The organism is Pectobacterium quasiaquaticum (assembly GCF_014946775.2).
Taxonomy (GTDB): domain Bacteria; phylum Pseudomonadota; class Gammaproteobacteria; order Enterobacterales; family Enterobacteriaceae; genus Pectobacterium; species Pectobacterium aquaticum.
Genome location: NZ_CP065177.1, coordinates 1,400,508 through 1,420,915 on the forward strand (window position 1 = coordinate 1,400,508; position 20,408 = coordinate 1,420,915).

Genomic DNA, 20,408 nt, shown 5'->3' on the forward strand with positions numbered 1-20,408 from the left:
CGTTGGCAATGCGCACGCTCTGCCCGTAATGAACCGTAAGCGAGTGAACGGGACTCATGGATACTCTTCAAATACCCCAAGCCACGTCACCTTTGGTCACGTGGCTTCATTATCTTGAGCACCTGCACGCTCAGGCCATTGATCTAGGCCTGGAGCGCGTTAAGCAGGTTGCCGAACATCTCCAACTGCTCCAGCCTGCAGCCACGATTTTCACCGTCGCGGGGACAAACGGCAAAGGAACGACCTGCTGTACGCTGGAATCCATTCTGTTAGCCGCTGGTCTGCGGGTGGGAGTGTACAGTTCTCCCCATCTGCTTCGCTATACCGAGCGAGTGCGCATTCAGGGTAAAGAATTGCCTGAAGCGCTCCATACGCAGGCGTTTGCGGATATTGAAGCAGGGAGAGGGGCGGTATCGCTCACCTATTTTGAATTTGGCACGCTGTCGGCACTGCAACTCTTCAAGCAGGCGAATCTGGATGTCGTTATTTTGGAAGTGGGGCTAGGCGGGCGGTTGGATGCTACCAATATTGTGGATGCAGATGTATCTGTGGTAACCAGCATTGCTATCGATCATACCGATTGGTTAGGTAACGATCGGGAAAGCATTGGTCGCGAGAAGGCGGGGATATTCCGACAAGGGAGACCTGCGGTTGTTGGCGAGCCAGATATGCCAGGAACGATTGCCGACGTTGCCGCGGAGAAAGGCGCGCAACTTCGCCGCCGTGGTCGAGACTGGGAATATTCAATGCAGCGCGAGACGTGGAGCTGGCAGGATAAACAGCGCGAACTGTCACGGTTGCCGTTACCCAACGTCCCGTTAGCCAATGCCGCCACGGCACTGGCTGCATTGCACTATTCTTCACTCAACGTGAGTGAAGAAGCGATTCGACAAGGTTTGCAGCACGCCGCATTACCCGGTCGTTTTCAGACTGTGCAGGTGTCACCGCGATTGATTCTTGATGTAGCACACAACCCTCATGCGGCGGCGTATCTGGCAAATCGTTTGGCTGGGCTGCCGAAAACCGGAAAAGTGCGAGCTGTTGTCGGCATGCTGTCGGATAAAGACATTGTTGGTACGCTGGCCCACTTAACGCCGTTAGTGGATGAGTGGTATTGCGCGTCGCTGGAAGGACCGCGTGGTGCTACGGCGCAGCAGATTGCCGAGCACCTGACGCGAAGCCAATCATTTTCCGATGTCGTTGCCGCTTGGCAGCAAGCAATGTCCGAGTCGACGGAGCAGGATATCGTCATTGTGTGTGGATCTTTTCATACAGTAGCGCATGTGATGGACGCGCTGGATGAGGAGAAGGCGAATGGCGAGTAAATTTCAGAATCGATTGGTCGGTACGGTTATTCTGGTCGCACTGGGCGTGATCGCCTTACCGGCCCTGCTGGATGGCAAGAAAAAGCACTACGAAGACGAGTTTGCGTCGATTCCGCTGATCCCTAAGCTGGGTGACAGCAATGAGATGGAAGCGCTGCCTGCGCTGAACCCGCCGCTGCCGAGTCAGCCTCCGGAAGGGGCAGAAACGGCGATGCAAAATAGTGCGGAAGCCGAAGCTGCTGAAGCGAGATCGTCTGCATCATCTGCAACTACGTCATCTACAACGACAGGACCTGAAACCACGACGCACACGCCGCCATCGTCCCATTCTGGCACGAATACGCCAGCCATGACGGCACCGCCTGTGGTGGTTGAGCGTCCGCCGGTTCAGACGCCAGCACCAGTGACGCTGAAGCCTCAGCCAAAGCCTGAGGTGAAGCCAGAGGTGAAACCGAAACCAGAGCCTAAACCGGAACCCAAACCGGAAGTGAAGCCTGAAACGCAGCCGACGCAGCAAGCGCCTGTCGGACAGGCCTATATTGTGCAGCTTGGTGCGTTGAAAAATGCCGACAAGGTGAACGAAATTGTCGCTAAGCTTCGTCTCTCTGGCTACCGCGCGTATACCGTGCCATCCACGCCGGTTTCAGGCGAAATCACCCGCATTTACGTGGGGCCAGATGCCTCGAAGCAGAAGCTGGAGTCTTCACTGGGCGAGCTGAAACAGATTAGCGGGCTAAGCGGGCAGGTGCGAGCGCATTCCGTTCGTTAAGATGCTGAGAGTTAATAGAATCAGGTATGACGTCTTGTCGATTTTTTCGCCTGATTATCTATCGATGAAATCGGCGGAAATACGCTACGCAAACGTTTTCTTTTTCTGTTAGAATGCGCCGCGAACAGGATGACGTAGCGGCTTATCGGTAGCATCGTTCATTATTAGGATAGTTCATGGTTTGGGTTGATTACGTCATTATTGGTATCATCGGATTTTCGGCTCTGGTTAGCCTAATCCGGGGGTTTGTTCGCGAAGCGCTGTCGTTAGTAACCTGGGGATGTGCTTTTTTTGTTGCCAGTCATTACTACGCTTACCTCGCGGTCTACTTCACCCGTTTTGATGATGAGCTGGTGCGTAACGGCATTGCGATTGCCATTCTGTTTATTGCAACGTTGATTGTGGGAGCTATCGTCAACTATGTGATTAGTTCACTGGTTGAACGTACCGGATTATCCGGCACCGATCGTGTTCTGGGCATCTGTTTTGGTGCACTGCGCGGGGTGCTGATCGTTTCCGCACTGCTATTCTTTCTGGATACGTTTACTGGTCTTTCACAAAGTGATGACTGGAAGCAGTCTCAGTTAATCCCGCAGTTCAGTTATATTATCAGGTGGTTTTTTGACTACCTGCAAAGCACGTCAAGTTTCTTGCCGCAGCATTTACCGCTGCGGTAGCGCTGATGAGGAAAAGACACCATGTGCGGTATTGTCGGTATCGCCGGTTTTACACCGGTCAACCAGTCGATTTATGACGCGTTAACGGTGTTGCAACACCGTGGGCAGGATGCTGCGGGTATTGTGACCATCGATGCCTTTAATTGTTTTCGCCTGCGTAAGGCCAATGGCCTGGTGAAAGATGTGTTTGAAGCGCGGCACATGCAACGCTTACAGGGAAACATGGGGCTTGGCCATGTGCGTTATCCGACCGCAGGCAGTTCCAGCGCCTCGGAAGCACAACCTTTCTATGTTAACTCACCGTTCGGTATCACGCTGGCTCACAATGGTAACCTGACTAACGCCCACGAACTGCGTAAAAAGCTGTTCGAACAGGAGCGCCGTCACGTTAACACCACGTCTGATTCTGAAATTCTGCTGAATATTTTCGCCAGAGAGCTGGACCGTTTCCAACACTACCCGTTGGAAGCCGATAATATTTTTGCGGCCGTTGCCGCAACGCACCAGCAAATTCGCGGTGCCTATGCCTGTGTTGGCATGATTATCGGTCACGGTATGGTCGCTTTCCGCGATCCAAACGGGATTCGTCCTCTCGTTATCGGTAAACGTGATCTGGAAGATGGCCGCAGCGAGTATATGGTAGCGTCAGAAAGTGTCGCGCTGGATACGCTGGGCTTTGAATTTTTACGCGATGTAGCGCCGGGAGAAGCGATCTACATTACGGAAAAAGGGCAGTTGTTTACCCGCCAGTGCGCAGAGAATCCAAAGAGCAATCCGTGCCTCTTCGAATATGTCTACTTCGCTCGCCCGGATTCTTTCATCGATAAAATATCGGTCTACAGCGCACGCGTTCGTATGGGCCAGAAACTCGGTGAGAAAATTGCGCGCCAGTGGGAAGATCTCGATATTGATGTTGTGATCCCGATTCCTGAAACCTCTTGTGATATCGCGCTAGAAATCGCGCGTATCATCAACAAGCCGTATCGTCAGGGATTTGTGAAAAACCGCTATGTTGGCCGCACGTTTATCATGCCAGGGCAGCAAGCACGTAAGAAATCGGTACGCCGTAAGCTGAATGCCAACCGTGCTGAGTTCCGTGACAAGAACGTGCTGCTGGTGGATGATTCCATCGTGCGTGGTACAACGTCAGAGCAGATTGTAGAGATGGCGCGTGAAGCAGGAGCCAAGCGTGTTTATCTGGCCTCCGCGGCACCGGAAATTCGCTTCCCTAACGTGTACGGCATCGATATGCCAAGCGTCAATGAGCTGATTGCCCACGGTCGAGAAGTGGATGAAATCTGTAAGATTATTGGTGCCGATGAGCTAATATTCCAGGATCTCGACGATCTGATTGAAGCCGCGCGTGAAGATAACCCGGACATCGCTCAGTTTGAATGCTCGGTGTTCAACGGGATTTACGTGACTAAGGACGTCGATCAAGGTTATCTGGATTATCTGGAAGTCTTGCGCAATGACGATGCCAAAGCGCTGCGTAGCCAGAATGAAGTTGAAGATCTGGAATTGCACAACGAAGGTTAACAGCTAGTCGCACATTAAGGCTGTGTTGAAGGGGGAGGACGCGAAAGTGTCCTCCCCCTTATTGTCTGTAGAGAAAAACTTTGTATGTAGAGAAAAACTTTGTATGTAGAGAAAATTTTGTATGTAGAGAAAAATTGCATAGAGAAAACAGGGTTTCGGTGCTTATCCTTGCTTATCGCTAATCAATGCGGCAAAGTTTGCGCAGATGATTTTTCCGCGTTTCTGCTTACGCGGCCAGCCAGAGGCAGTATGAATGAAGCGACTCATTGTAGGAATTTCCGGTGCCAGCGGCGTCATTTACGGCATCCGGCTGCTACAGGTTTTACAGACGCTGGAAGGTATCGAAACGCATCTGATTATGAGTCAGGCCGCCCGGCAGACGCTGGCGTTAGAAACGGAATTTAGCCTGCGTGACGTGCAGGCGCTGGCCGATGTGGTACACGACACGCGTGATATTGCTGCCAGCGTCTCTTCGGGGTCGTTTAAAACAGCGGGGATGGTGATTTTACCCTGTTCGATAAAAACCCTTTCCGGCATTGTGCACAGCTACAGCGACAATCTATTGACCCGTGCGGCTGATGTGGTGCTGAAGGAGCGTCGTCCTCTGGTGCTGGGGGTACGTGAAACGCCGCTGCACTTAGGGCATTTGCGATTGATGACCACTGCCGTTGAGCTGGGGGCGATAATTATGCCGCCAGTGCCTGCGTTTTATCATCGCCCAGAAAGTGTGCAGGATATTGTCGATCAGACAGTAAATCGTATTCTGGACCAGTTTGACATCGACCTGCCAAAAGATCTCTTTATCCGCTGGCAAGGTGCGTCGTAGCAGGGTAGAGATTCAGGTACGCTATTTCTCTCTCGGGGGGGTAAACTTTTACTGCCCCTTTTTTGTGCTTTTTTATTGCGCCGCACTAATTTTGTGCGTAAAAGCACTGAGATGGTGCAAGTGAGTTTTGGTATTCATGGCACTGTTATCTATTGTTATTACTATGTGCAAAAAAATATTCTGAAAATATCTGATAATCAATCAGTTAACCCTTATTTTCTGTGCTATTCGCTCATGGTTTTTTTACGACGTCTCTGCGTTCATTGTGGCATGAAAACTGCTAGAAAAACTGTAATAGTCGGTGCAGAAAACAAATAGCACTCATATCGTTCATTTTTAAAGCAATACACTCTAAATAATTCCGACATTGACGACACATGACATCAATCACTCACGATAAGGGTAGCAATATGAAGAAACTGATCAAAGTCTTACCGTTGGCACTCATTCTAGCTGCGGGTAGCGCGATGGCGGAGATTCCGAAGAATATTAAAATTGGTACCGATCCTACCTATGCTCCCTTTGAATCCAAAAATGCCAGCGGCGAACTGGTTGGGTTTGATATCGATCTGGCGAAAGAGCTATGCAAGCGTATTCAGGCTAACTGCACGTTTGTAGAAAGTGACTTTGATGCGTTAATTCCGTCCCTGAAAGCGAAAAAAATCGATGCCATCATCTCTTCTCTGTCTATCACCGAAAAACGCCAGCAGGAAATTGCCTTCACTGAGAAGCTGTATGCGGCCAATTCACGCCTGATTGCGAAGAAAGGGACGAGCATTGAACCCACGTTGGCTTCTCTGGGCGGCAAACGTGTTGGCGTATTGCAGGCATCAACACAGGAGGCCTTTGCTAATGCTAACTGGCAGCCTAAAGGCGTTGACGTTGTCGCTTACCAAAATCAGGATCTGATTTATGCCGATCTGGCCGCAGGCCGTATTGATGCAGCCTTTCAGGATGAAGTCGCAGCAAGTGAAGGTTTCCTGAAGTTGGACGCGGGTAAGGGCTATGAGTTTGCCGGCCCGGCGGTAAAAGATGACAAGTTCTTCGGTGTGGGAACTGGTATGGGCTTGCGTAAAGCGGATACTGAGTTGAAAGCCGCGCTGAATAAAGCCTTTGAAGAAATGCGTAAAGACGGTACCTACGATACCTTCGCGAAGAAATACTTCGATTTTGACGTCTACGGTGGCTAATGTCACCAAGGTGACGCTCATTTCTTTATCACATATGTAGCGAGATCATAGGGCATGCGGCACGGGATCGTTCCTCCCGTGTCGTGTTCCTGACTGATGACGCAGCGTGCCATTAACCGCTATTTCAACGGATATCATTGATGTTCTATGGCTATTCCCAGCTAATTCTGGATGGTGCCATCATGACGCTGGAGCTGGCCGCGAGTTCTTTACTGCTGGCGTTGGCTATCGGCCTGATTGGTGCATCGGCGAAGTTGTCTTCCAACCATCTGCTGGCGGGATGTTTTTCCTGCTATACCACGCTGATTCGTGGCATTCCCGATCTGGTACTGATGCTGCTGATTTTCTATGGTCTGCAAATTGTCTTAAACGGCGTGACGGAATCGATCGGCCTGGAGCAAATTGACATCGATCCGTTGACTGCTGGGATTATTACTCTGGGCTTTATTTACGGCGCCTATTTCACGGAAACCTTTCGTGGAGCCTATCTTGCCGTGCCGCGCGGGCAAATCGAAGCTGCCGTCGCGTTTGGGTTCTCTCCCATGAAGGTGTTCCGCCGTATTCTGTTTCCTTCCATGATGCGTTTCGCACTGCCGGGCATCGGTAACAACTGGCAGGTGATCCTGAAAGCGACGGCGCTGGTGTCACTGCTTGGCCTGAACGATGTGATTAAGGCGACGCAACTGGCTGGCAAGGGCACACACGAACCGTTTTATTTTGCGCTGGTTGCTGGGGCGATGTACCTGATTTTTACCACCGCTTCTAACGGTGTGTTGTGGTGGCTGGAAAGGCACTATTCGCAGGGAGTCAAAAAAATAAATTATGAGTGAGATCCTGCAACAATATTGGCAGCCGCTCCTGTGGAGCGATGGCTACCGCCTGACGGGGCTGGCGATGACACTCTGGCTGCTCATTTCTTCGGTGGTTATCGGCGGGCTGATGGCGCTGCCGCTGGCGATTGCCCGCGTATCGCCACGACGCCGATTCAGCTTTCCGGTTTGGCTATTCACCTATGTGTTCCGCGGCACGCCGCTCTACGTACAGCTTCTGGTGTTCTATTCTGGCGTGTATAGCCTGGAGATTGTACGTGGCACCGACATGCTGAATGCCTTTTTTCGCAGCGGACTAAATTGCGCCATTTTGGCGCTGGCGCTGAATACCTGTGCGTACACGACAGAGATTTTCGCGGGGGCAATCCGCTCAGTACCGCATGGGGAAATTGAAGCAGCCAGAGCATACGGTTTCTCCCGCTTTAAGCAGTATCGCTGCATTATTTTGCCAAGTGCACTGCGTATTGCGCTGCCTGCCTACAGCAATGAAGTGATTCTGATGCTGCATTCAACGGCGTTGGCCTTTACCGTAACGGTGCCGGATATTCTGAAAATCGCCCGTGATATCAACGCGGCAACCTACCAGCCGTTTTATGCATTTGGCATCGCGGCGGTTATCTATCTGGCGATTTCGTTTGTGTTAATTGGGCTGTTCAGAAGGGCGGAACGGCGCTGGTTACGTCATCTTTATACCCGTTCATCTCATTAAACGCAGGAAAAAGAGCATGTCGAATAACAAACTGATGGTGACGGAACTGCGTAAACGCTATGGCCAGCATGAGGTGCTTAAAGGGATCTCACTACAGGCGAAAGCGGGTGACGTTATTTCGATTATTGGATCGTCCGGTTCGGGGAAAAGTACCTTACTGCGCTGTATTAATTTTCTGGAAAAACCCTGTGAAGGGGCGATTTACGTCAGCGATCAGGAAATTCGCATGGTGCGTGATACTGACGGGCAACTGAAAGTTTTTGATAAAAAGCAGCTTCAGATGCTGCGGACGCGTCTGACGATGGTGTTTCAGCACTTTAACCTGTGGAGCTTCATGACGGCGTTGGAAAACGTGATGGAAGCGCCGGTTCAGGTGTTAGGACTCAGTAAAGCGGAAGCGCGTGAGCGTGCGGTGTTCTACCTGAACAAGGTCGGGATTACGGATGCTGCTCAACAGAAATATCCGTCGGATCTCTCTGGTGGCCAACAGCAGCGCGTTTCCATTGCACGGGCGCTGGCGATGGAGCCGGAAGTCTTGTTGTTTGATGAGCCAACGTCAGCGCTCGATCCCGAACTGGTCGGCGAGGTATTGCGCATCATGCAGCAGCTTGCGGAGGAAGGGAAAACGATGGTGGTGGTGACGCATGAAATGGAGTTTGCCCGCCATGTTTCGAGCCACGTTATCTTTCTGCATCAAGGTGTGATCGAGGAAGAGGGGCCACCGGATCAACTGTTCGGGAGCCCGAAAAGTGCACGTTTGCAGCAGTTTTTGTCGGGTGCGCTGAAGTAGGTTTTGGGGGATAGTCATGTGAGTTGAGCGATGATAATGGGTAGATCGTAAAGACGCTGCAAGTACATCCCTGTAAGCTCGAGCCGCGCCATTCTTGGCGCGGACGCTTTACTCTTCTATCCCATTATCATCGTTCCCGTTCTGCGAAAAGGCTACCAGCAACCTGAAATGGATAGTTATCAGCTCGGTTTCTTGATGACGTCCTGCAGGGCTTCTTCCAGCTCAAAGAAACGGAAACCAAAGCCTGCGGCTTCTAATTTCTTTGGGATGGCGCGCTGTCCACCCAGTACTAGCGTCGAGGCTTCCCCCATTAGTAGTTTGATCGCGAAAGCAGGTGCTCGTAGAAAGCCTGGACGATCCAACACATGTGCCAGCATGGCGGAAAATTGTTCATTATGAACCGGATAGGGCGCAACCATATTGAAGGGGCCGCTCAATATCGGCTGATCCAGCAAATAGATAATGCCGTTAACCAGGTCATCAATATGAATCCACGGCATATATTGCTTACCGGAACCCATCGGCCCGCCAAGCCCGAGGCGGAAAATCGGCAGCATTTTTGCCAGCGCGCCTCCTTGTGCAGAAAGAACAATGCCAGTGCGCAACAGGCAGACGTGGGTTTTATCGCTTTCGGCAGACTGGGCCAACGCTTCCCAGCGGGCACATAGGTGGTGTGTGAATTCATCGACTGGGGATTCATCTTCCGTGACCAGCGCTTCCCCCTGATCGCCATAATACCCGACAGCGGATCCTGAGATGAAAACCGCTGGCGGCTCACTGCTGGCTTTTATCAGCGTGGCAAGCTGCTCGGTGATGTTCCAGCGGCTCTGTGCCAGACGCTGTTTTTGCTGTGGCGTCCACCGTTTGTCGGCGATAGGTTCACCCGCCAGATTGATGACGCCGTCAAAGTCGTTCAGTGAGGTGACATTACTCAGCGTGGACCAATATTCTACCTGATTACCGAGAACGCCTCGGGCACGCTCAGGATCGCGTGTCAGCACTGTAATGTCATGGGAAAGCAGCTGTAATCGCTGAATAAGATGGCGGCCAATAAGGCCGGTTCCGCCTGTTATAAGTAGTTGCATCGCTTCCCCTTATCTTTATGCCTTGTGATAACGCAGGGTCATGGAAACCGAATCGGCGTATCGCAGGGCAAACGGTTTATCGACTTCTACTTCAGCATAGGTGATCCATTCGTGATCGCTGGCGATGTTGAGCACATCCTGCGTTAATTTTTCCAGCAAAGCGAAACGGTTATCTTCCACGTGGCGAATAATGCTCTTGGTGATGGTGCGGTAGTTCAGCGCGTCAGCGATATTTTCGCTGTTGCGTGCCTGTTCTGCTGGGTAGTGAATCACAACGTTGATGATCACATCCTGCTTATTCGTGATTTCTTCATCTTTGATACCGATGAAGGTGCGCAGCCGCAGATTTTTTATACGAATAATGGCGTCAGAATAGTGATGTGGCATTGTTCGGCCCTCGGTAGCTTCTGTTACTGCGACTAAACCGCAGCGTCAGGGGGTATCGTTAACGACAATATGTTGATTACCATAGCAGAAGATACCCAAAGGCCGAATGAGATGATGCCAGAATTTTATTGCTCGGCGAGCTGATAGGCCCGTTGCGTTGCCGGACGTTCGCTGATACGCGTATACCACGCTTTCACTGCTGGGTAATCATCAAGGTCGACGCGCTGACGGGCATAAGGAAAGACCCACGGGTAAGTCGCAATATCAGCGATGCTATAATTTTCACCTGCTAGCCAAGGGTTGTCTTGCAGATGTTTATCCAGCACGCGATACAGGCGCTGCGTCTCCTGCTGATAGCGTTCAATGGCGTAAGGCACGGGCTGAGGCGCATAGTGGTTAAAATGATGATTCTGCCCCAGCATCGGCCCGAAACCAGATACCTGCCAGAACAGCCATTGTAGTGTTGCCGTGCGCTCACGTAGTGACGAACTCAGCAGCACGCCGTGTTTTTCCGCCAGATAGAGCAGGATCGCGCCGGACTCAAACAGGCTAATCGGCGTGTCACCTTCCGCGGGTTGCGTATCGACAATCGCGGGGATTTTGTTGTTAGGCGAGATAGCCAAAAACTCCGGTTTGAACTGTTCGCCTTTGCTGATATTCACGCGGTGGAGCTGGTAGGGGAGATTAGCTTCTTCCAGAAACAGGGTGATCTTGTGCCCGTTAGGGGTTGGTGCGTAATACAGGTCAATCATGAATCAAGTCTCCGTTTTAATTCAGAAAAACATCATGGACTGTATGGCAGTTGATCGCTTCAGAGAGCGATGCACTGTCAGAATAGCGTATTGAGGAACGGGTTCTTACCCTACCACTTCTGCGAGTGAAAAATAAGCGATGACGCACCTCGTTGCACGATCTTTACCGGAAGCGTGTTGCCAACTTTGGTAGACTACGACCGATAAACGATGCGGGCGCTATAGGTCTAGCATGGTTGATATAGACGTTGTGGAGATAACGATGAAGTTAATGTTTGCGTCCGATATACACGGTTCTCTCAGCGCGACGGAGCGCGTGCTGGAAATCTTTGAGCAGAGTCAGGCCGACTGGCTTATTTTGCTGGGCGATTTTCTCAATCACGGCCCGCGCAATCCGCTGCCGGAAAAATATCAGCCTGCGGAAGTGGCTGTCCGGTTGAACGCCTATGCATCACGCATCATTGCCGTGCGAGGGAACTGCGACAGCGAGGTGGATCAGATGCTGTTGACCTTTCCGATGACGGCACTCTGGCAACATGTGCTATTGCCGCAGAATCGCCTTTTCCTGACACACGGTCATCTTTATCATCCTGATAATCTGCCGCCGCTACACGCGGGGGATGTATTGGTATATGGTCATACCCATATCCCAGTTGCTGAGCAACGCGGTGAATATTATTTTTTCAATCCCGGCTCAGCGAGCTTGCCGAAAGGGGGATACGCCGCGAGCTACGGTTTACTGGAACAAGACGAGCTGCGAGTTCTGCCGTTACACGGCGGCGAGCCTATTGCACGGGTCACGATTAGGCACTAATTTAGCGTATACTCGTCATACTTCAAGCTGCATGTGCGTTGGCTGCGTTCAGTCACCCGAATCACTTACTTGAGTAAGCTCATCGGGACTCCCTCTCTTGCCGCCTGCCTGCAACTCGAATTATTTAGAGTATATATCCTGTTTTTGACCTTGAATAACGGCAAGGCAGCAGGGAATATTCACAGCAAAGTTTGATTATTTAAAACAGACGCGCGTAGCAACGTGCCAATACTAAAGGGTTTCAGAGGATGGCGGAACAAAGTCAGGCAGCAGGCACAGAATGGGTTGATATCGTCAATGAAAACAACGAGGTAATTGCTCAGTCAAGTCGTCAGCAGATGCGTGCGCAGAGTCTTCGTCATCGTGCTACTTACATTGTTGTGCATGATGGAATGGGTAAAATTTTGGTGCAGCGCCGGACCAAGATAAAAGACTTCTACCCTAGCTGGCTGGATGCAACCGCTGGCGGTGTAGTGCAAAGCGGTGAGCAAATGCTGGAATCCGCACGTCGTGAAGCGGAAGAGGAGCTTGGCATTGCGGGCGTGCCATTCGCAGAACACGGCTTGTTCTATTACGAAGGCGAAAATTGCCGGGTATGGGGCGGGCTGTTTAGCTGCGTTACCCACGGGCCGTTTGCGCTGCAGGAAGAAGAGGTTGATGAGGTCAGTTGGCTGACGCCGCAAGAAATCACCGCACGCTGCGATGAATTTACGCCGGACTCGCTGAAAGCGCTGTCGCTGTGGCTAACGCGCCATAGCGATCAGGAATATGGCAAGCCGATTTCACGCCAGCCGAATGTAGTCGTCGAGGCCGCTGCGACACCTGTTGTGAGTCATAAAGAGGTTCATGATGAAAATGACGGTAACGTCGTTGCTCCATCGGAAATGGGGTCGCAGAAATAACCCGTTCCGGCCTGACGCCGCTGTTTTCCGCTGTGGCATCTTTTCTTGTTCTCCTTCCAAATAAAAAATGCCAGCCCGAAGGCTGGCATTTAACGTCATCAGAAGATGATTAGAGCTGTGTAGCTTGAATGGCGGTCAAGGCAACGGTGTAAACGATGTCGTCTACCAGTGCGCCACGAGACAGGTCGTTAACTGGTTTGCGCATGCCTTGCAGCATTGGCCCGATGGAGATCAGGTCGGCAGAACGTTGTACCGCTTTGTACGTGGTGTTACCAGTGTTCAGGTCAGGGAAGATGAACACGGTGGCTTTACCTGCAACGGGTGAGTTCGGCGCTTTGGACTGTGCAACGTCAGCCATAATAGCGGCGTCGTACTGCAACGGACCATCGATGACCAGATCAGGACGTTTTTCCTGAGCCAGACGCGTTGCTTCACGCACTTTCTCAACATCGCTACCCGCACCGGAATTACCGGTAGAGTAAGAGATCATCGCAACGCGTGGGTCGATACCGAAGGCGGTAGCGGAATCAGCAGACTGGATAGCAATTTCAGCCAATTGCTCTGCCGTTGGATCTGGGTTGATGGCGCAGTCGCCGTAAACCAGAACCTGCTCAGGCAGCAGCATAAAGAACACAGACGATACCAACGAGCTGCCCGGTGCTGTTTTGATCAGTTGCAACGGTGGACGGATGGTGTTAGCGGTGGTATGAACGGCACCAGAAACCAGACCGTCAACTTCACCCTGTTCCAGCATCAACGTACCCAGAACCACGTTGTCTTCGAGCTGTTCGCGCGCAACCACTTCGGTCATGCCCTTACTCTTACGCAGCTCAACCAGACGCGCAACATAGCGCTCACGCACAACAATTGGATCGACGATTTCGATGCCTTTGCCCAGCTCTACGCCCTGAGCGGCAGCAACACGTTGAATCTCTTCTGGGTTACCGATCAGCACACAGTGAGCAATACCACGTTCAGCACAGATAGACGCTGCTTTAACGGTACGTGGTTCATCACCTTCTGGCAGGACGATACGTTTGCCTGCTTTACGCGCCAGCTCGGTAAGCTGATAGCGGAACGCTGGCGGAGACAGACGACGTGAACGCTCAGATTCTGCGCTCAGTGAATCAATCCACTGGGTGTCGATGTGGCGTGCAACATATTCCTGCACTTTCTCAACACGTTGACGGTCATCAGGCGGTACTTCAAGGTTGAAGCTTTGCAGGCTGAGTGACGTCTGCCAGGTATTGGTGTCGACCATAAATACCGGCAGGCCAGTTTGGAAGGCACGTTCGCACAATTTGGCAATGCTTGGATCCATTTCATAGCCGCCAGTCAGCAGCAGGGCGCCGATTTCCACGCCATTCATGGCAGCCAGACAGGCAGCAACCAGAACATCAGGGCGGTCAGCGGACGTCACCAGCAGTGAGCCTGGACGGAAATGTTCCAACATGTGAGGGATGCTGCGTGCGCAGAAGGTGACAGACTTAACGCGGCGCGTCTGAATGTCACCTTCGTTGACGATACGCGCATTCAGGTGCTTCGCCATATCGATGGCACGCGTAGCAATCAGGTCAAAGCTCCACGGGATGCAGCCCAGAACCGGCAGCGGGCTGTTAGCGAACAGCTGTTTCGGATCGATGTTGGCAACGCTGGCTTTCGTGGAATCATCAAAGATTTCAGACAGGTCAGGGCGAGTACGTCCCTGCTCGTCTACTGGCGCATTCAGTTTGTTGATGATCACGCCTGTGATGTTTTTGTTTTTGCTACCACCGAAGCTGGAACGCGCCAGTTCGATGCGATCTTTCAACTGTGCTGGGGAATCGTTACCCAGCGCCAGTACGAAGACGATTTCTGCGTTCAGCGTTTTGGCGATTTCATAGTTCAACGCATTAGCAAACTGATGCTTACGGGTAGGAACCAGACCTTCAACCAGAACGACTTCAGCGTCTTTGGTATTTTCGTGGTAGCGCGCGATGATCTCTTCCATCAGCACGTCTTGTTGGTTGGAGCTCAGCAGAGCTTCAACGCGGCTCATCGCCAGCGGCTCGGCTGCGCTGATGGCGGAATTAGCACGAATAATGGTAGTCGTTTGATCTGGCGTATTGTCGCCACTGCGCGGCTGGGCGATAGGTTTGAACACGCTCAGGCGAACGCCTTTCTGTTCCATGGAGCGGATGACACCCAGGCTGACGCTTGTCAGACCAACGCTGGTGCCAGTTGGGATCAACATGATTATACGGGACACGGCCGAACCTCTTTACGGTTGCTCGTTAGTCAAAAACAACACCGTCAGCCTTGGCTGACGGTGTTGGGAGTTACGTGTTTTACGCGGTCAGACGGTAAGCGTCTTCGGCGATGACCAACTCTTCATTGGTCGGGATAACCAGCGCCGCGCGGGTGCCATCTTTAGCGATGTTGCCACCTTTACCGAAGCGTGCGGCCAGGTTGCGCTCGTGGTCGACGTCAAAGCCCAGCAGACCCAGTTTTTTCAGCGTCAGTTCGCGCACCATCGCTGCGTTTTCACCGATACCACCGGTGAAAATCACTGCGTCCAGACGACCTTCCATCAGGGCAGTGTAAGATCCGATGTACTTAGCCAGACGGTGGCAGTAAACGTCCATTGCACGTTTAGCGTCTGCTTTCGTCTCGTAGTTATCTTCAACGTAGCGGCAGTCGCTGGTCACTTCAGTCAGGCCCAACAGACCAGATTCTTTGGTCAGCATTTTGTTGATAGCATCAACACTCATGCCCATTGAGTCATGCAGGTGGAAAATGATCGCCGGATCGATATCGCCACTACGCGTACCCATCACCAGACCTTCCAGCGGCGTCAGACCCATAGAGGTGTCAACGCATTGGCCGTTACGGATTGCAGTAACGGAACCGCCGTTGCCGAGGTGGCAAGTTATGACGTTCAGCTCTTCTACAGGTTTGTTCAGCACTTTAGCGGCTTCACGAGAAACAAAGTAGTGGCTAGTACCGTGTGCGCCATAACGGCGGATGTGGTTTTCTTTATACAATTTGTACGGCAGTGCATAAAGGTAGGATTCTTCCGGCATGCTCTGGTGGAATGCGGTGTCGAAAACAGCGACGTTCTTATCAGCTAGGTGCGGGAAAGATTTCAGTGCTTCGTCGATACCGATCAGGTGAGCTGGGTTGTGCAGAGGTGCAAAAGGTACGGAATCTTTGATACCCTGAAGAACATCATCAGTGATGATCGCGGATTGGGTGAACTTCTCACCGCCGTGAACGATACGGTGACCAATAGCAACCAGTTGAGCTGACAACTCCGGTTTCTGAGACAGAATGGTATTGACGATGAAGTTCAGCGCTTCGCTGTGAGCTGCACCGGCACCCAGTTCGGCGTCGTGTTTACCGCCGTCCATTTTCCATTTGATGCGGGCTTCAGGCAGGTTGAAACATTCGGCTAAACCAGACAGGTACTCTTCTCCGTTAATCGCATCGATGATCGCGAATTTCAGTGATGAACTACCGCAGTTAAGAACCAGTACTAACTTACTCGACATGGAAGTACCTACTTGTTATACATGGTTAAAAAAATGTCATCAGGGCATATAGCGTATCGCATGCCGCCGCTGGCATTTATGATTAACATCATACCTTGGTGTGATACACCAGACACGATGATGAAATAGGGTCGATATGATGCCGTAGGTTATATCGGATAATCGATACAACAATTAATCGATATAACTAATCTCTACAACAACGTGACATCGACCTGATGTAAACCGCAGCTTTTAAAGCGATGGATAACCGCGTTATGGCCGTTGGCTGCGCTTATGTTGCGAAGGAATTATACTCCTTGCGTGTAGTCATACTACTTTAGGTATACAGCGGCCAAAAGGCCGATCTAGGATACCGATAGCGCAGGCTAAACACAAAATATATTTTAACCTTATCAACTTGAGTTGTTGATTTGTGCAAAAGTTTTATTTTTTATCTGTAAAGTTGAGGTGTGGCTATGGCGACGAAACCAGACAGTAGAATTAGTTGGCTACAGCTACTCCAATGTGGGCAGCATTACATGAAAACGTGGCCAGCAGATAAGCGGCTGGCGCCCGTGTTTCCTGAAAATCGCGTGGCGCGAGCGACGCGGTTCGGTATCCGCATTATGCCGCCGCTGGCGGTGTTTACCTTAACGTGGCAGATTGCGCTAGATGGGCAGCTCGGCCCAGCCATCGCCACCGCGCTGTTTGCCTGTAGCCTGCCGTTACAGGGGCTCTGGTGGCTGGGTCGCCGTTCTGTGACGCCTTTACCGCCGACGCTGGCACAGTGGTTCCATGAGATTCGCCATAAGCTATTGGAGTCAGGACTGGCATTAGCACCCTTGGAAGAAGCGCCGACTTACCAAGCGTTGGCGGATGTGCTGAAACGTGCGTTTAACCAGCTTGATAAAACCTTCCTGGATGATTTGTGATCGGCGTCAGGCTGTGTGCGGGTTGATGGCTATTTTGTTCTTTCCCCTGTTTCAAATCAAAGAAGCGGTGGCTACCGCTACCGTGACACGATTCAGTATGCGATTCTGGGGTAAATACCTATTTAGCGATATTGGCTTACCCCAAAAAGGGTTCAGGAGAGCAACATGGAAATGACAAATGCCCAGAGATTGATCCTTTCAAATCAATATAAAATGATGACGATGCTCGATCCCGACAATGCTGAGCGCTATCGCCGGTTACAAACCATTATCGAGCGTGGTTATGGTTTGCAGATGCGCGAACTGGACCGTGAGTTTGGTGAGCTGACTGAAGAGGTTTGCCGCACTATTATTAACATCATGGAAATGCATCATGCCTTGCAGGTGTCGTGGACCAATCTGAAAGATAAGCAGGATTTGGATGAGCGTCGCCTGACCTTCCTAGGCTTTGATGCCGCAACGGAAGCGCGTTACCTCGGTTTTGTACGCTTTATGGTACATGTCGAAGGTCGCTATCCCCACTTTGATGCAGGTACGCATGGGTTTAACGCTCAGACAAAAATGTGGGAAAAATACAACAGAATGCTGGCTGTCTGGCAATCCTGCCCGCGCCAGTATCACTTAAGTGCGGTTGAGATCGCACAGATCATCAACGCCTGATTAATGACAAAGGGGCTTTCTGTGGAGTGTAAAGGTTTTCTGTTCGACCTCGATGGTACGCTGGTTGATTCACTGCCTGCCGTAGAACGTGCGTGGATTAACTGGGCAAAAGATCACGATATTGAACCACAGGAAGTGCTAGATTTTATTCATGGCAAGCAGGCAATCACCTCCCTGCGTCACTTTCTTCAGGGACAGAGCGAAGAAACGATTCAACAAGAGTTTGATGCACTGGAGAAAACAGAAGCATCTGATACGCAGGGCATTGTTGCCATGCCAGGGGCGAAGGTGCTGTTGGAACGTTTGGATGCACTGGAGATTCCCTGGGCGATTGTGACATCCGGCACGGTGCCGATTGCTAGCGCCCGTCATCATCATGGAGAACTGCCCGCTCCTCGTGCCTTTATTACCGCGGAGCAGGTTGCCAAAGGTAAACCTCACCCTGATGCCTATTTACTTGGCGCACAGCAGCTAGGGCTGAAGCCGGAAGAGTGTGTCGTCGTTGAGGATGCACCTGCGGGCGTGCTATCTGGCCTAGCTGCTGGCTGCAAGGTCATTGCGGTGAAGGCACCTGCGGATACGCCGAAACTGGATCAGGTCGATCTGATTCTTGATTCGTTGGAGCAGATAGAAATAGAGCCATTACCGAACGGCGTTGAGGTGCTTCTGCGCCAGTAGGTGGTCTGTAACATCATGACAAAATTGTAAATAAATATGCTCAAACCTCGCATTCGCGAGGTTTTTTTATGGCAGACTATCCCTGTCTGCCACCCTTTGGGCCACCGCTGCGCGGTGTTGAAAAATGCGCCTGCATTTTTTATGGCATGCTGAAACTTCACCTCTCAATATGCATTTTTCCGTCAGGGGAACCGTTTTGAATAGCGAACTTCTCTGGGTTTTATCCCTGTTGCTGATCGCCATTGTGTTGTTTACCACCAATAAATTACGCATGGACGTCGTCGCGCTGTTGGTCATTATCGCGTTTGTACTGAGCGGCACACTGACGCTATCTGAAGCGTTGGTGGGGTTCAGCGATCCTAACGTGATACTGATTGCTGCCCTGTTTGTGATTGGTGAAGGGCTGGTTCGTACCGGTGTCGCTTATCAGGTCGGTGATTGGCTGGTTCGGGTGGCGGGCAGCAGTGAGATGAAGATGTTGATCTTACTGATGGTTACCGTTGCGTTGCTAGGTGCTTTTATGAGCTCCACCGGCGTTGTCGCGATTTTTATTCCCGTGGTACTGAGTGTTTCCTCTCGGATGAAAATTTCCCCCGGAAGGCTGATGATGCCGCTGAGTTTTGCTGGATTGATTAGCGGCATGATGACGTTGGTCGCAACGCCGCCGAATATGGTGGTGAGCAGTGAGCTGATGCGTGAAGGTGTTGCGGGCTTTGGTTTTTTCAGCGTGACGCCGATAGGGATGGTGGTATTGCTGCTGGGCGTGGCGTATATGATGGTGGCGCGTTACTGGCTTGGCGATGCCGAGACGGCAACAGCAAAAGAGATGTGGAAGAGAAGAACGTTTCGCGATCTGATTCGTGATTACCGGCTGACGGGCAGGGCACGTCGGCTGGCGATTCGCCCAGGATCGCCTTTTATCGGTCACCGTCTTGATGATTTACGCCTGCGTCAGCGCTTTGGGGCGAACGTGGTCGGGATTGAGCGCTGGCGTAAGTTTCGCCGTGTGATGATCAGCGTGGCGGGCAATACCGAACTTCGCCTGAATGATGTTTTACTGATCGACATGTCGGCCTCTGAGGTGGATTTACGCGAATTTTTCACCACGCAGCGGCTTGAACCGATGGTACTGCGCGGTGAGTATTTCTCCGAGCAGGCGCGTGATGTGGGAATGGCGGAAGTCTCGTTGATCCCTGATTCCGAATTGTTGGGGAAAACGCTGTACGACGTCGGGTTTCGAAGCCGCTATGGCCTAAGTGTCGTGGGGATTCGCCGGTCAGGTGAAGCAATGGACGGTATCCTTGCCGATGAACGGCTCCAACTCGGTGATATTCTGCTGGTGATGGGTGACTGGCGCATGATTCGACAACTGCACACGCAGAAAAACGATTTCCTTTTGCTTAATCTCCCTGCCGAAGTGGATGATGTTGCGCCTGCGGTGAGTCAGGCACCCCACGCGCTGTTTTGTCTGGCACTGATGGTGGCGATGATGCTGACGGATGAAATACCGAATGCGATTGCCGCGTTGATCGCCTGTTTACTGATGGGAAAATTCCGCTGCATCGACATGGAAAGTGCTTATCGTGCTATTCACTGGCCGAGTATTATTCTTATCGTCGGGATGATGCCGTTTGCGCTAGCGTTGCAGCAAACTGGCGGTGTAGCGCTAATCGTTAAAGGGCTGATGGATGTTGCTGGGAACGCCGGGCCACATGTGATGCTGGTGTGCTTGTTCGTACTCTGTGCCGCGATCGGTCTGTTTATTTCCAACACGGCGACGGCGGTGCTGATGGCACCCATTGCGATTGCCGCGGCGAAGCAGATGGGCGTGTCGCCTTATCCCTTTGCGATGATCATCGCCGTGGCGGCATCTGCCGCGTTTATGACCCCAGTGTCGTCACCAGTGAATACGTTGGTTCTGGGGCCGGGCGGCTATAAATTCGGGGACTTTGTGCGCATTGGCGTCCCTTTTACCGTGCTGGTGATGTTAGTCAGCGTGGTGATGGTGCCGTGGCTGTATCCGTTCTGACA

At 51.7% G+C, this 20,408-nt stretch carries 20 protein-coding genes; 15 read left to right on the forward strand and 5 right to left on the reverse strand.

Annotated features, from left to right (window positions below):
- The first annotated feature begins 56 nt into the window (after positions 1 to 56).
- The 9 genes from folC to hisP all read left to right on the forward strand — a co-directional run bounded on the left by folC (position 57) and on the right by hisP (position 8,655).
- Positions 57 to 1,325 carry a bifunctional tetrahydrofolate synthase/dihydrofolate synthase gene (gene folC / locus IG609_RS06410; RefSeq protein WP_193398521.1) on the forward strand — a complete coding sequence of 423 codons (1,269 nt, stop codon included), beginning with the start codon at positions 57 to 59 and terminating at the stop codon, positions 1,323 to 1,325.
- Positions 1,315 to 2,094, forward strand: coding sequence for a cell division protein DedD (gene dedD / locus IG609_RS06415; RefSeq protein WP_193398520.1), 780 nt, complete (start codon positions 1,315 to 1,317; stop codon positions 2,092 to 2,094). The genes folC and dedD overlap by 11 nt, the downstream gene beginning before the upstream one ends.
- 176 nt (positions 2,095 to 2,270) lie before the next feature.
- Positions 2,271 to 2,771: a colicin V production protein gene (gene cvpA, locus IG609_RS06420; RefSeq protein WP_193398519.1), complete on the forward strand. Its 501-nt coding sequence runs from the start codon at positions 2,271 to 2,273 to the stop codon at positions 2,769 to 2,771.
- Positions 2,772 to 2,792: 21 nt separating this feature from the next.
- Positions 2,793 to 4,310: an amidophosphoribosyltransferase gene (purF, locus tag IG609_RS06425; RefSeq protein WP_010285044.1), complete on the forward strand. Its 1,518-nt coding sequence runs from the start codon at positions 2,793 to 2,795 to the stop codon at positions 4,308 to 4,310.
- 253 nt (positions 4,311 to 4,563) lie between these two features.
- Entirely contained in the window at positions 4,564 to 5,136 is a 573-nt protein-coding gene (locus IG609_RS06430; protein ID WP_193398518.1) for a UbiX family flavin prenyltransferase, read from the forward strand.
- A 410-nt stretch (positions 5,137 to 5,546) separates the two neighbouring features.
- Complete coding sequence (locus IG609_RS06435) at positions 5,547 to 6,326, forward strand: lysine/arginine/ornithine ABC transporter substrate-binding protein (protein WP_193398517.1); 780 nt, start codon at positions 5,547 to 5,549, stop codon at positions 6,324 to 6,326.
- Positions 6,327 to 6,466: 140 nt separating this feature from the next.
- Positions 6,467 to 7,156, forward strand: coding sequence for a histidine ABC transporter permease HisQ (gene hisQ / locus IG609_RS06440; RefSeq protein ID WP_193398516.1), 690 nt, complete (start codon positions 6,467 to 6,469; stop codon positions 7,154 to 7,156).
- Positions 7,149 to 7,865 (forward strand): ABC transporter permease, encoded by a 717-nt coding sequence (locus IG609_RS06445; protein WP_014916041.1) that lies wholly within the window; start codon positions 7,149 to 7,151, stop codon positions 7,863 to 7,865. Before hisQ ends, IG609_RS06445 begins: the two co-directional genes overlap by 8 nt.
- Positions 7,866 to 7,881: 16 nt before the next feature.
- Entirely contained in the window at positions 7,882 to 8,655 is a 774-nt protein-coding gene (gene hisP, locus IG609_RS06450) for a histidine ABC transporter ATP-binding protein HisP (RefSeq protein ID WP_010278951.1), read from the forward strand.
- A gap of 179 nt (positions 8,656 to 8,834) precedes the next feature.
- On the opposite strand, the gene IG609_RS06455 is transcribed toward hisP, so the two are convergent.
- From IG609_RS06455 to yfcG, 3 genes are all read right to left on the reverse strand, one after another.
- Entirely contained in the window at positions 8,835 to 9,740 is a 906-nt protein-coding gene (locus tag IG609_RS06455) for a TIGR01777 family oxidoreductase (RefSeq protein ID WP_193398515.1), read from the reverse strand.
- A 15-nt stretch (positions 9,741 to 9,755) separates the two neighbouring features.
- Positions 9,756 to 10,127 carry a dihydroneopterin triphosphate 2'-epimerase gene (gene folX / locus IG609_RS06460; protein ID WP_010278945.1) on the reverse strand — a complete coding sequence of 124 codons (372 nt, stop codon included), beginning with the start codon at positions 10,125 to 10,127 and terminating at the stop codon, positions 9,756 to 9,758.
- A gap of 125 nt (positions 10,128 to 10,252) precedes the next feature.
- A complete protein-coding gene (gene yfcG, locus IG609_RS06465; protein WP_193398514.1) occupies positions 10,253 to 10,879 on the reverse strand; it encodes a GSH-dependent disulfide bond oxidoreductase in 627 nt (208 codons plus the stop codon).
- A 262-nt stretch (positions 10,880 to 11,141) separates the two neighbouring features.
- Here yfcG and yfcE point away from each other — a divergent pair, with 262 nt between their 5' ends.
- Both yfcE and yfcD read left to right on the forward strand, forming a co-directional pair.
- On the forward strand, positions 11,142 to 11,693 hold the full coding sequence (gene yfcE, locus IG609_RS06470; RefSeq protein ID WP_193398513.1) for a phosphodiesterase: 552 nt from the start codon (positions 11,142 to 11,144) through the stop codon (positions 11,691 to 11,693).
- Positions 11,694 to 11,941: 248 nt separating this feature from the next.
- Positions 11,942 to 12,595, forward strand: coding sequence for an NUDIX hydrolase YfcD (yfcD, locus tag IG609_RS06475; protein ID WP_193398512.1), 654 nt, complete (start codon positions 11,942 to 11,944; stop codon positions 12,593 to 12,595).
- A gap of 109 nt (positions 12,596 to 12,704) precedes the next feature.
- On the opposite strand, the gene pta is transcribed toward yfcD, so the two are convergent.
- Together pta and ackA are read right to left on the reverse strand one after the other, a co-directional pair.
- The gene (gene pta, locus IG609_RS06480) at positions 12,705 to 14,843 is read right to left on the reverse strand and encodes a phosphate acetyltransferase (protein WP_102117717.1); all 2,139 of its coding nucleotides are present in this window, start codon (positions 14,841 to 14,843) and stop codon (positions 12,705 to 12,707) included.
- A gap of 79 nt (positions 14,844 to 14,922) precedes the next feature.
- A complete protein-coding gene (ackA, locus tag IG609_RS06485) occupies positions 14,923 to 16,125 on the reverse strand; it encodes an acetate kinase (protein ID WP_116166183.1) in 1,203 nt (400 codons plus the stop codon).
- Positions 16,126 to 16,583: 458 nt separating this feature from the next.
- Between ackA and yfbV the strand changes: the two genes are divergently transcribed.
- The 4 genes from yfbV (at position 16,584) to IG609_RS06505 (ending at position 20,406) form a co-directional block, all read left to right on the forward strand.
- A complete protein-coding gene (gene yfbV, locus IG609_RS06490; RefSeq protein ID WP_102117719.1) occupies positions 16,584 to 17,039 on the forward strand; it encodes a terminus macrodomain insulation protein YfbV in 456 nt (151 codons plus the stop codon).
- A gap of 165 nt (positions 17,040 to 17,204) precedes the next feature.
- Positions 17,205 to 17,699, forward strand: a complete 495-nt coding sequence (locus IG609_RS06495; RefSeq protein ID WP_010295396.1) for a YfbU family protein — start codon at positions 17,205 to 17,207, stop codon at positions 17,697 to 17,699.
- Positions 17,700 to 17,720: 21 nt separating this feature from the next.
- Entirely contained in the window at positions 17,721 to 18,377 is a 657-nt protein-coding gene (locus IG609_RS06500) for a sugar phosphatase (RefSeq protein ID WP_193398511.1), read from the forward strand.
- Positions 18,378 to 18,573: 196 nt separating this feature from the next.
- Entirely contained in the window at positions 18,574 to 20,406 is a 1,833-nt protein-coding gene (locus tag IG609_RS06505) for an SLC13 family permease (protein WP_193400285.1), read from the forward strand.
- Positions 20,407 to 20,408: the final 2 nt, after the last annotated feature.

What these genes read in the sequence shown, in the direction of transcription:
- IG609_RS06435 (WP_193398517.1), top strand. Translation starts at nt 5,547, where the DNA reads ATGAAGAAACTGATCAAAGTCTTACCGTTGGCACTCATTCTAGCTGCG.
- yfcE (WP_193398513.1), top strand. Translation starts at nt 11,142, where the DNA reads ATGAAGTTAATGTTTGCGTCCGATATACACGGTTCTCTCAGCGCGACG.
- ackA (WP_116166183.1), bottom strand. Translation starts at nt 16,125, where the DNA reads ATGTCGAGTAAGTTAGTACTGGTTCTTAACTGCGGTAGTTCATCACTG.
- hisQ (WP_193398516.1), top strand. Translation starts at nt 6,467, where the DNA reads ATGTTCTATGGCTATTCCCAGCTAATTCTGGATGGTGCCATCATGACG.
- IG609_RS06495 (WP_010295396.1), top strand. Translation starts at nt 17,205, where the DNA reads ATGGAAATGACAAATGCCCAGAGATTGATCCTTTCAAATCAATATAAA.
- yfcG (WP_193398514.1), bottom strand. Translation starts at nt 10,879, where the DNA reads ATGATTGACCTGTATTACGCACCAACCCCTAACGGGCACAAGATCACC.
- cvpA (WP_193398519.1), top strand. Translation starts at nt 2,271, where the DNA reads ATGGTTTGGGTTGATTACGTCATTATTGGTATCATCGGATTTTCGGCT.
- hisP (WP_010278951.1), top strand. Translation starts at nt 7,882, where the DNA reads ATGTCGAATAACAAACTGATGGTGACGGAACTGCGTAAACGCTATGGC.
- purF (WP_010285044.1), top strand. Translation starts at nt 2,793, where the DNA reads ATGTGCGGTATTGTCGGTATCGCCGGTTTTACACCGGTCAACCAGTCG.
- yfcD (WP_193398512.1), top strand. Translation starts at nt 11,942, where the DNA reads ATGGCGGAACAAAGTCAGGCAGCAGGCACAGAATGGGTTGATATCGTC.
- dedD (WP_193398520.1), top strand. Translation starts at nt 1,315, where the DNA reads ATGGCGAGTAAATTTCAGAATCGATTGGTCGGTACGGTTATTCTGGTC.
- IG609_RS06455 (WP_193398515.1), bottom strand. Translation starts at nt 9,740, where the DNA reads ATGCAACTACTTATAACAGGCGGAACCGGCCTTATTGGCCGCCATCTT.
- yfbV (WP_102117719.1), top strand. Translation starts at nt 16,584, where the DNA reads ATGGCGACGAAACCAGACAGTAGAATTAGTTGGCTACAGCTACTCCAA.
- IG609_RS06445 (WP_014916041.1), top strand. Translation starts at nt 7,149, where the DNA reads ATGAGTGAGATCCTGCAACAATATTGGCAGCCGCTCCTGTGGAGCGAT.
- IG609_RS06430 (WP_193398518.1), top strand. Translation starts at nt 4,564, where the DNA reads ATGAAGCGACTCATTGTAGGAATTTCCGGTGCCAGCGGCGTCATTTAC.
- folX (WP_010278945.1), bottom strand. Translation starts at nt 10,127, where the DNA reads ATGCCACATCACTATTCTGACGCCATTATTCGTATAAAAAATCTGCGG.
- folC (WP_193398521.1), top strand. Translation starts at nt 57, where the DNA reads ATGGATACTCTTCAAATACCCCAAGCCACGTCACCTTTGGTCACGTGG.